The sequence below is a fragment of the Paenibacillus vulneris genome, assembly GCF_039543185.1.
GTDB classification, from domain to species: Bacteria; Bacillota; Bacilli; order Paenibacillales; family NBRC-103111; genus Paenibacillus_S; species Paenibacillus_S vulneris.
In genome coordinates, this window is sequence record NZ_BAABJG010000006.1 from 58,439 (window position 1) to 69,283 (window position 10,845).

Below are 10,845 nucleotides of genomic sequence, written 5' to 3' on the forward strand. Positions count from 1 at the left end.
TTTCCAACCTATGCAATGGTGTCCATTTATCGAGTGTCGGTAAAAAAATAACCAGCCAGGGACAAGTCCCCGACTGGTTATTGGATGGATGATAGGCTCTATTCGAGTCCGTTAGCCCGTAACGATTTTGATGACGTTGCGTACGGACTCGGCGGATTTGTCCAGAGCTGCTTTCTCTTCCGGAAGCAGTTCCAGCTCAAATATTTTCTCGATGCCGTCGCCGCCGAGCAAAGTAGGTACGCCCATAAACAGGTTTTCGTAGCCATACTCGCCTTCTAGCAGTGCGATGGAAGGAAGGATGCGTTTCTTGTCTTTCACGATGGCTTCCGTCATTTGAACCAAGGAAGCTGCAGGCGCATAGTATGCACTGCCGTTGCCCAACAGGTTGACGATCTCTCCGCCGCCTGTACGGGTACGTTGCACAATAGCTTCAATGCGGTCAGCTGGAATCAGCTTCTCGATAGGAATGCCTCCAACGTTGGAGTAACGAACCAATGGAACCATGTCGTCGCCATGGCCGCCTAATACGAAGCCGCGTACGTCCTCAACGGATACATTCAGCTCTTGAGCGATAAATGTGCAGTAGCGAGCCGTATCCAAGACACCGGATTGACCGATGACACGGTTCTTAGGGAAGCCCAACGTTTGGTAGGCTACGTAAGTCATGGCATCCACAGGGTTACTCAGGATGATCACGATGGAATCCGGGCAGGATTGCTTAACGTTCTCGCAAACGGATCTTACGATACCTGCGTTCGTGTTCACGAGGTCATCGCGGCTCATGCCAGGCTTGCGGGCGATCCCTGCCGTGATGATCACGATATCGGATCCGGCTGCGTCCTCGTAGCTGGCTGTGCCTACGATGTTGCTGTCAAACCCTTGGACCGGGGAAGCTTCCATCATGTCCAATGCTTTCCCTTTTGTAGGGTTTTCCAAAGGTGCGATGTCCAGCAATACTACGTCACCAAGTTCTTTTTGAGCCAGCATCAACGCCGTAGTCGCACCAGTGAAACCAGCGCCGACAACCGTAATTTTTTTACGCTTGATTCCCATGAGTATAGCCTCCTGAAAGTTTATTTGGTGTTTGTGTATGTAACCGTGTGTTATTCGGATTTGGGATGTGCCTCCGGCCGCTGTTGAAAGTGTGTTCTTTGATTAGACCAATAAGGTGGGAACACACTTTCAAAGGCGGCACGTAAACTCTCCGGCACATTCCCAAAGTCCTTAGTTCACGTTTAAATACACAAATCAAGATTAACCTTTCCCTCGTCCAGAGTAGAAAGAATGTGCCTCAAAGAATCTGAGGCACACACAAATTTTTTATCTACCTGGTAGCGTGTCGCGGGATGCTTGGCGTCAGCTCAAGCTTCCGGGACAAACGCGGTCCATACACTTGCCATGCTTCCATCCGCTTCCGCCTCTCGTTAGACAACCTTACGTCGTCCAGGGGGCGTAACCCTTGGGGTCCCCCTTGCGAAGGGGGATTTAGGGGGTTGGTCAGGCTCTACCTGGTAGCGTGTCGCGGGATGCTTGGCGTCAGCTCAAGCTTCCGCGACAGACGCGGTCCACACACTCGCCATGCTTCCATCCACTTCTGCCTCTCCTTAGACAACCTTTACGTCGTCCAGGGGGCGTAACCCTTGGGGTCCCCCTTACAAAGGGGGATTTAGGGGGTTGGTTCAGGCTCTACCTGGTAGCGTGTCGCGGGATGCTTGGCGTTAGCTCAAGCTTCCGGGACAAACGCGGTCCATACACTCGCCATGCTTCCATCCGCTTCCGCCTCTCCTTAGACAACCTTTACGTCGTCCAGGGGGCGTAACCCTTGGGGTCCCCCTTACAAAGGGGGATTTAGGGGGTTGGTTCAGGCTCTACCTGGTAGCGTGTCGCGGGATGCTTGACGTCAGCTCAAGCTTCCGGGACAAACGCGGTCCATACACTTGCCATGCTTCCATCCGCTTCTGCCTCTCCTTAGACAACTTTACGTCGTCCAGGGGGCGTAACCCTTGGGGTCCCCCTTACAAAGGGGGATTTAGGGGGTTGGTCCCTCTTACTCCATATGAGCGATAACTTGGTTAGCGAACTCGGAGCATTTAACTTCAGTTGCGCCTTCCATCAAACGAGCGAAGTCGTAAGTAACGGTTTTGTTGTTGATAGCTGTTTCCATACCTTTGTAGATCAGGTCAGCAGCTTCTTGCCAGCCCAGGTGCTCAAGCATCATAACGCCGGACAAGATAACGGAACCTGGGTTTACTACGTCCAGACCAGCATACTTCGGAGCCGTACCATGAGTAGCTTCGAAGATAGCGTGTCCTGTTACATAGTTAATGTTAGCTCCTGGGGCGATACCGATACCGCCAACTTGCGCTGCCAAAGCATCGGACAAGTAGTCACCGTTCAGGTTCAATGTAGCGATAACGTCGAAGTCAGTAGGACGAGTCAATACTTGCTGCAAAGCGATGTCGGCGATAGCATCTTTTACGATGATTTTACCTGCAGCTTCAGCGTCTTTTTGCGCTTTGTTAGCAGCGTCAGTGCCTTGCTCTGCTTTGATTTTGTCGTATTGAGCCCAAGTGAAGGTTTTGTCGCCGAACTCTTGCTCAGCCAGCTCATAGCCCCAGTTTTTGAAGGCACCTTCAGTAAATTTCATGATGTTACCTTTATGTACCAAGGTAACCGATTTACGGTTGTGTTGAATAGCGTATTCGATAGCGGCACGGATCAAACGCTTGGAACCTTCGGACGATACAGGTTTTACGCCGATACCGGAAGTTTCTGGGAAGCGGATTTTCTTAACGCCCATTTCTTTTTGCAGGAACTCGATCACTTTTTTCACTTCAGCGGAACCGGATTCCCATTCGATACCTGCATAGATATCTTCTGTATTTTCACGGAAAATAACCATGTCAACCAATTCAGGACGTTTTACCGGGGACGGAACGCCGTTGAAGTAACGAACCGGACGGGAGCAGACGTACAGGTCAAGCTCTTGGCGAAGAGCAACGTTCAGGGAGCGGATACCGCCGCCAACTGGCGTTGTCAAAGGTCCTTTAATAGCTACGATATATTCGCGGATTGCTGTCAACGTATCAGCTGGCAGCCAGTTGTTGAATTTATTGAATGCTTTTTCGCCGGCAAATACTTCGTACCAAGCGATTTTCTTTTCGCCTTTGTATGCTTTTTCTACTGCTGCGTCAAGAACGCGTTTGGAAGCCGCCCAAATGTCCGGGCCTGTTCCGTCACCTTCGATGAAAGGAATAATAGGGTTGTTTGGAACGTTCAGCTTACCGTTAACAATAGTAATTTTTTCGCCTTCTGTCGGCTGTGTGTAGTTTTCGAATTGAGCCATGTTCTTTGTTTGCCTCCTTAAAATGGTGGTAAATAAATACAAAATTGAACGGGAGCCGCAGCGCTTGTCCCCGCTCCTTAGAGGAGGAGGAACCCTCTCGCTGCAGCAACCCGCTGCTTGCTTAGCTCTTTATTGATAATCGATTAACGATTTTCAATCGGAATGTATTTTTGGTTGGAAAGACCGGTATATTCTGCGCGAGGACGAATCAAGCGATTGTTCTCATATTGCTCCAGAATGTGAGCTGTCCATCCGGATGTACGGCTGATTGCGAAGATCGGCGTAAACAAATCACGCGGAATTTCCAAGGATGTGTATACAGACGCGGAGTAGAAGTCTACGTTTGGCTTCAGGCCTTTTTGTCCGGTTACCATCTCTTCGATTTTGATGGACATGTTGTACCAGTTCATGTTGCCGGTGATTTTACCGAGCTCCTGTGACATTTTTTGCAAGTGCTTCGCACGAGGATCGCCGTTTTTGTATACGCGGTGACCAAAGCCCATGATTTTTTCTTTGTTTTCGAGCTTGTTGTTGATGTAGCTTTCTACATTCTCGAAGGAACCGACTTCTTCCAGCATAGCCATAACCGCTTCGTTCGCACCGCCGTGAAGAGGTCCTTTCAAAGCGCCGATAGCCGATGTTACACCGGAATAAATATCGGACAAGGTAGCAACCGTAACGCGAGCAGCAAAAGTGGAAGCATTCAGCTCATGGTCAGCGTGAAGAACCAGCGCTTTATCCAACGCTTCAACGGCCACTTTATCCGGCTCTTTGCCGATCAGCATGTACAGGAAGTTTTGTGCTACGGAAGTAGCGTCGCTCTTAGGAGCGATAGGCTCCTTGCCTTCACGAATGCGGGCGAATGCTGCAATGATCGTAGGGATCTGTGCTTGCAGTTTAATCGCTTTGCGAAGGTTAGCCTCCGGCGACATATCATTGGCTTCATTATCATAAAGGGCCAAAGAAGATACTGCCGAACGAAGAGCTGCCATAGAGTTCGTATCCTTTGGATACAATTTGATTTGCTCGATCACTTGGCTTGGAACCGGAGCGTAAGTGTTCAGGTCTTTCACCAGTTGAGCCAATTCGGAGCGGTTCGGCAGTTTGCCGTACCACAGCAAATAAGCAACCTCTTCAAAGCTTGCGTTTTCAGCCAAATCATCAATGTCAATCCCACGATAGGTGAGAACACCGTCAATAATGGAGCTGATGGAGGACGTAGTAGCAACAATTCCTTCTAATCCTTTAGTAGCAGTCAAAGCAATCTCTCCTTTGCGATCAAGTTCATATAGTTACTATACCATAGATCATGGTTCTGAAAAAAACGTATCGAAGCATCCCCGACCAAGGGTCTGTACTTGCTTTTATGCGTGCAAGCAAATAACTTATACATGGAAAAGACGTCCATGCATATAAGTGAAGTTGTTCACTTATAGAGAACTTCTATAGTTCTACTATAAATGATTTAACGAACAAAGGAAACAAATTTGGACATAAAAGTTCATTATCAGCACAATAAACATATGCTATCTCTGTATTCACAGGGAATTTCCCATGAGTCAAGAAGTTTCAAAAACCGATACGGCACTGGATTTTAGTCTTTCCAATAATAGCATAATGATTCCTGAAACAACACCTTGTCCAATTGCGGGAGATAAGAGCACTACAGAAGCATCCCTCCCCTTTGTCGCCTTTATCATAAAAAAGCTTGCCCGGTGCATGAGCTTCGCGCATACATTACAAAATCGTCACTGCATGGTATACAGACTCGTTTTTAGTCACCATAGCGAAGTTGTCAGCGTATTAATAAAACGAATGTAAATTCTTAAAAAAGGATAAAACCAATGAAAAATAAGAAACAAAGAAACGGTAAAAGGTCGATTAAGAAGGATAAATTGGGTGCTTCCAGTCACGTAAATAACAAGACAATCCGGAATCAAATAAACTTTGGTAAACGACTTAACTATTCCATTAACGAGTTGGCCTTCCTATCAGACACTTCATCGAATAAATTGCCCCAATCTAAAGAAGATGACTAAACTTATAGCGGCGGGTTATTGCTTTTAGCAAAGCATAACCTGCTCTTTTTATGTCAGTTGTTCCGTTTTAGCAAAAATAGGTACATGCTGTAATGCAGACACCCTATCAATTAGAATCTCTTAGCATATCATGCTGTATAAACAATGAAAGGAGATGAGAAAATTGGGTGAAACAGGTCTCACCGGATTAACCGGTCTTACTGGACTAACTGGACTTACAGGGCCAACCGGACCCACAGGACCTACAGGGCTTACTGGTGCCACTGGACCTGCCGGGCCAGGTTCTGCAGCAACAGGCGCTCAAGGTACAGTACCTACCGCAATTACTGCTGCGGGTACTCCAGTCACTGCTGTTACGATTGCTGTCCCTGTCTCAGCCGCTGCTAACCAAGTCATTGTTGACGGTATGGTAACCGTAAACCTTAGCTTTACAGCTGTACTCGCTGCTGCATTAAACCCTACATTCACTGTAACCTTACTTCAAGATAGTGTTGCTGTTGCAACAGCAGCTAGTTCTGAGCTTCTTGCCATTACTCTTCTTGGAGCTCTAACTATCAGTCGCTCTATTCCGATTACGTATTTCGCTGCATCCTTAGCACCTGGAACGCATACCTATGCCATAGAGGTGACTGTGAGCGGGGTTGTCCTTGCAGTTGGAACCACAGCAAGTATCACCTATTCGTCTCTGACTGCATCTACTCATACAGCTCCTTAATATCTGAAAAGTATCCCTAAAATATGGAGCCTTTTACTTCGAAAATTGCCGCATCCGATAACCTCGGAATCTTATCCATTCGATTATGGCAGAGTAAACCCTCATTCCCAAAGGAGTGAGGGTTTATTTTTTATAAAAAAGAAAGCAGCCAAAAAAGCCTCCGCTTGGCAGAGGAAAAAGATTGAACATTATGGGTTGCTGCTATTTTATGTTTATTTGCGAAAAAAGTGCAAAACTCCTATCACTTCCAATGAAGAAGTGCTCTCGTTCAAGCGAGAAGTCCGTTTTCAGAAACATTTTGCTCCGGAGACAAACGATGGTAAAATAATGTTATTTGAAACTATGAAGCCTACGGAGGAATCCTATGCCTGCTACCCGCAGAATCGGCATCATCGATATCGGTTCCAATTCCATTCGACTTGTCGTATATGAAATCAACGCTTCTCATGCTTATAGAGTAATTGGAGAGTTCAAGCAATCGGCCCGACTGAGCCAACGGATTGACGCCGATAATACACTTTCTCAAGATAACATACAATTTATTGTTCGGATTTTGCTTCATTTTCAAACGATTTGCCGCTCCTATCATGTTACAGAAGTACGGGCGGCAGCAACGGCGGCCATTCGGAATGCCGCGAATTCCAGGCAAATTATCGATATGATACAGGAACGAAGCGGAATGACCGTCGAGCTGCTGTCCGGAGAGGATGAAGCGCGAATCGGCTTTTTGGGCATGATCCATGCGTTGAACGTAGAGCATGGTCTCCTGGTGGACATCGGCGGTGGCAGTACAGAGGTCTCTTTGTTCCGTAACCGCAAGCTCGAACGAAGCGTATCCTTTCCTTTTGGCGCGGTGAATACTACGGCCCGTTTCGCTTCAGGAAGCCTGTTCACCCAAGAGCAAGTTAACGGCATCCGTCATATGGTCCAGCAAGCTGTCGCAAGCGAGCCCTGGATCATGGAGCATCCGGGGCTTCCAATGATAGGCTTGGGAGGCACGATACGAAGCTTGTGCAAAATCAATCAAAAGAAGCGGAAATACCCGCTTCCCCTTACGCATAACTACGCCATGTCGGCGGAGGATATGAACGAACTCATGCAATGGCTGCCCTCGCTCCCTGCAGATAAAAGAAAAAAGGTAGACGGACTTTCCAAGGACCGGTACGACATTATTGTGCCGGGGCTGATGATCCTGCATACTCTGTATGAAGCCTGCGGAGCAAGCCATTATATCATCAGCGGCGCGGGGCTTAGAGACGGATTATTTTACGAATCATACCTGTCCGGTCAGCATTCGCCGTGCAGCTTGGCCGAACGAAGCGCCCGCAATCTGCTAGGGCTTCATTCCTGCGTTCCTCCGGAGCATCTGGAGCAGGTAGCTGACTTCGCCACGGAGCTGTTCGACGCCCTTCAAGGCTTGCATGGGCTGGACGATAGCAGCCGAACCTGCCTTCGTATCGCTGCGCTGCTTTATCGGATCGGTGTATCGTTCCAGTATTACCAGTTCTCCAAGCACTCCTTTTATATGATCGCCAATTCGAGGCTGGATGGGCTGAGTCATCGGGAAACCTTGCTCTGCGCGGCCATTGCGGCATTCAAAACGAAAGGCAGAACCCAGCAAATCTGCCTTCAATACAAGGAAGTTTTGCAGGAATCCGACTGTGACCTCATCATCAAGCTCGGCACGCTGCTGCAGCTGGCCATTGCGCTGGACTGCTCGGAAACTCAAGTCTTCACTTCCTTGGAGGCGGCCGTTACACCGGATAACAAGCTGCAGCTTCAAGTGAAACAAAAACACGACCCCTCCGTGGAATACGGTGAGGTCGCGGCTTTGCAAAAAGACTTTAAAAAAATATGGGGCCTGAAGCTTACGTTAGATGGAAGTGATGCTTTTTCTTCCATGAGCTGATTTTCATGGCCTCAAATTGGCTTCTCAGCGGTTTTTCCTCATTGACTACCCGTTCATACATTCCATTGGACTGCAGCTGCCTGGCCTTGACGTTATCGTTGAGGCTCAGCTCCAGAATACGTATGAGGGACTCCTGTATATCCTTATCAAATACCGGGCACATCAGCTCAATGCGGCGGGTCAAATTTCTCGTCATCCAGTCCGCGCTGGAGATATAAACCTCCCGGTCTCCGTCGTTCTCAAAATAGATAATGCGCGAATGCTCCAAGAATCGATCCACGATGCTTAAGATGCGAATGTTCTCGCTGAGCCCCGGCACACCGGGACGCAGGCAGCAAACCCCGCGTACGATCAAATCGATCTTAACCCCCGCTTTGGAAGCCTCATACAGCTCATCGACCATCTGTTGATTGGACAAGGAGTTGAATTTGGCGATGATTCGAGCCGGTTTGCCCATCGAGGCATGAGCCGCTTCTCGGCGTATCTTCTCAAACAGCTTATCCTTTAAATCAGTAGGAGCGACGCCGAACGCTTTCCAGTTATGCGGCGCCGAATAGCCTGTCACTTCGTTAAACAGAGCAGAGGCGTCTTCGCCGATGATCGGATGGGAAGTAAACAGGCCGACATCCGTATACAGCTTTGCCGTGTTATCGTTGTAATTGCCTGTGCCGACGTGCACATACCGGCGTAACCCCTCCTGCTCCTGGCGAACGACCAAGGTGATCTTGGCATGGGTCTTCAAGCCGACCAGCCCGTAGACGACATGGCAGCCCGCCTGTTCAAGCATGCGTGCCCAAGCAATATTGCGCTCCTCGTCGAATCTGGCCTTCAGCTCAACGACAACCGTCACCTGCTTACCCGATTCCGCTGCGCTCGCCAACGCCTGGATTAACGGCGAGTTGCCGCTGACCCGGTAGAGCGTCATTTTGATCGCCAGCACTTGGGGATCATAAGCCGCTTGGCAAATAAAGTCCGTCATGGCATCGAACGATTCGTATGGATGGTAGACGAGCACATCCTGCTGTCTTAACGTTTCGAATACGTCATCCGTATCCATCAGCTCCGCTGGATAGACAGGCTCTACCGGCTTGAAGCGAAGATGATCGTAGCCCTTCAAGGAGCCGGACAGCTTCATAAAGTAGGTCAGATCCAAAGGCCCGTCAATTTCAAAGATGTTGTCCGAAATTTCGAACTCCTCCTGCAGCTGATCCAGGGCATAGGGATGAATGCCCTTCTGGACCTCCAAACGGACAGGAGAGCCCCATCTGCGCCGTCTCAGCTCCTTCTCGATCTCTTCGAGCAAATCCTCCGCGCCTTCTTCGTTCAGCGTCAGATCGGCGTTCCGTGTCAGCCTGAAGCCGTTCACGGCAATAGGGATATAGCCGGAGAACAGCGTCTGAATATGCTGCTCGATCAGCTCCTCCAGCAGGACGAACTCATGCTTCTTGCTGTTGGTACGAACCGGAACCTCTATGCAGCGTGATAAATTGGATGGCACTTGAACAATGGCAAAATAAGGCTCGCTGTCCGGATCCTCTCCCTCTTTCATAAGGACGACCGCCAGATAAAGCGCCTGGGTATGAACAAGCGGAAAAGGCCGGCTCTGGTCAACCGCCATAGGAGTCAGCACAGGAAAAATAATCTCATGGAAATATTCATCCATCGCTTTGCGCTGCGTCAAATTCAGGTCCTCGTACTCCGTAAACATGATGCCTTCCTTGGCCAGCTGCCGCGAAATATCACGATACGTTTTGTACTGCTCCGCTACCATTTTGGCAGACCGTTTCATGACGCGCTTGAACAAGCCTGCCGGGGTGTAGCCTGTGAAATCCTTTTTTACGTAGCCTGCCTTAATCTGGTCCTTGATTCCTGCGACCCGGACACTCATAAACTCATCTAAATTAGACGATACGATCGATAAAAATTTGATTCGTTCCAGGAGCGGCGTCTCCGCATCCTGTGCTTCTTCCAAGACCCGCCAGTTAAATTCAAGCCAGCTTAAATCTCTATTCAAATAATTCGATGATGCTTCTCTTTCTCTTTGCGTCATCTCTTTCATAGGATCACGTAACCTCCATCAGATTCGCCCGTTTTCGAAAATGAAACTATCCGTCTCTAGCAACGGCTTACCGTTTTCATTCTACTTTCTTCATGGTAGTTCGACATTGTCATCGGAGATTAGGTTGTTTGTAAATTTTATGTAAAGACGCGCTATGTATTCCGATTCAGCCTTGTTTTTGAAGCAGCTCATACAGCTCCGGCGCAGCCTTATCGATTCTGGTAGGCTTCCAGGCTTTATTCACCCATACGTGCCGTGTTCCGCCGCTGACCAGCAGCTCTTCGCCCCGGCGTATTTCGGAGGCAAACTGCAGCCGCAAATGAGTGAAATCCTCTATTCGGGTACGAATCGTGATCAGATCGTCATACTTCGCGGGCAATCGGAATTTCAGCTCGGCCTCAATAACAGGCAGCAGCAGCCCCAGCTCTTCAATTCTTTGATAAGGCATGCCTAGTGCCCGAATCAGCTCGGTCCTTCCGATTTCAAACCAATTCAAATAATTGGCATGATAGACGACACCCATCTGGTCCGTTTCCTGGTACCGAACTCTAATCGTATGTTCAAACCATGCGGATGGAGTCATGCTTTCCCTCCCACTATGCTATTATGGCCTTTTTTTTAAAATTTGGCTTGGTCGCGGACTATTCCTTGTTCACCAGCGTGTAACGGATATAACCTGCTTTGCTGATAAAAAAAGAGTGAAACCGATTATGACGTCGACTTCACTCCGGGGTTGAGGCTTGTTGGGAGCAGGCATGTCCCCTCCTGCTGCCTAAC

The 10,845-nt window shown here is 48.8% G+C and carries 7 protein-coding genes; 2 read left to right on the forward strand and 5 right to left on the reverse strand.

Translation table 11 applies throughout. The features are described from left to right. Nucleotides 1-111 precede the first annotated feature (111 nt). From mdh to citZ, 3 genes are all read right to left on the reverse strand, one after another. The gene (gene mdh / locus ABEA66_RS05670; RefSeq protein ID WP_079908410.1) at nucleotides 112-1,053 is read right to left on the reverse strand and encodes a malate dehydrogenase; all 942 of its coding nucleotides are present in this window, start codon (nucleotides 1,051-1,053) and stop codon (nucleotides 112-114) included. A gap of 994 nt (nucleotides 1,054-2,047) precedes the next feature. Further along, nucleotides 2,048-3,346: an NADP-dependent isocitrate dehydrogenase gene (gene icd / locus ABEA66_RS05675; RefSeq protein WP_079908409.1), complete on the reverse strand. Its 1,299-nt coding sequence runs from the start codon at nucleotides 3,344-3,346 to the stop codon at nucleotides 2,048-2,050. Nucleotides 3,347-3,489: 143 nt separating this feature from the next. Further along, entirely contained in the window at nucleotides 3,490-4,605 is a 1,116-nt protein-coding gene (citZ, locus tag ABEA66_RS05680) for a citrate synthase (RefSeq protein WP_345586849.1), read from the reverse strand. A 943-nt stretch (nucleotides 4,606-5,548) separates the two neighbouring features. On the opposite strand from citZ, the gene ABEA66_RS05685 reads away from it, so the two are divergent. Further along, a complete protein-coding gene (locus ABEA66_RS05685; protein ID WP_345586851.1) occupies nucleotides 5,549-6,100 on the forward strand; it encodes a hypothetical protein in 552 nt (183 codons plus the stop codon). Nucleotides 6,101-6,464: 364 nt separating this feature from the next. Then, nucleotides 6,465-8,009, forward strand: coding sequence for a Ppx/GppA phosphatase family protein (locus ABEA66_RS05690; protein ID WP_345586853.1), 1,545 nt, complete (start codon nucleotides 6,465-6,467; stop codon nucleotides 8,007-8,009). On the opposite strand, the gene ABEA66_RS05695 is transcribed toward ABEA66_RS05690, so the two are convergent. Both ABEA66_RS05695 and ABEA66_RS05700 read right to left on the reverse strand, forming a co-directional pair. Next, a complete protein-coding gene (locus ABEA66_RS05695) occupies nucleotides 7,969-10,068 on the reverse strand; it encodes an RNA degradosome polyphosphate kinase (protein WP_192701132.1) in 2,100 nt (699 codons plus the stop codon). The genes ABEA66_RS05690 and ABEA66_RS05695 overlap by 41 nt on opposite strands. A 166-nt stretch (nucleotides 10,069-10,234) precedes the next feature. Beyond that, entirely contained in the window at nucleotides 10,235-10,651 is a 417-nt protein-coding gene (locus tag ABEA66_RS05700; RefSeq protein ID WP_345586855.1) for an acyl-CoA thioesterase, read from the reverse strand. Nucleotides 10,652-10,845: the final 194 nt, after the last annotated feature.

Coding starts and splice junctions, on each gene's coding strand:
- mdh (WP_079908410.1), bottom strand. CDS start 1,053: ATGGGAATCAAGCGTAAAAAAATTACGGTTGTCGGCGCTGGTTTCACT.
- icd (WP_079908409.1), bottom strand. CDS start 3,346: ATGGCTCAATTCGAAAACTACACACAGCCGACAGAAGGCGAAAAAATT.
- ABEA66_RS05690 (WP_345586853.1), top strand. CDS start 6,465: ATGCCTGCTACCCGCAGAATCGGCATCATCGATATCGGTTCCAATTCC.
- ABEA66_RS05695 (WP_192701132.1), bottom strand. CDS start 10,068: ATGAAAGAGATGACGCAAAGAGAAAGAGAAGCATCATCGAATTATTTG.
- ABEA66_RS05700 (WP_345586855.1), bottom strand. CDS start 10,651: ATGACTCCATCCGCATGGTTTGAACATACGATTAGAGTTCGGTACCAG.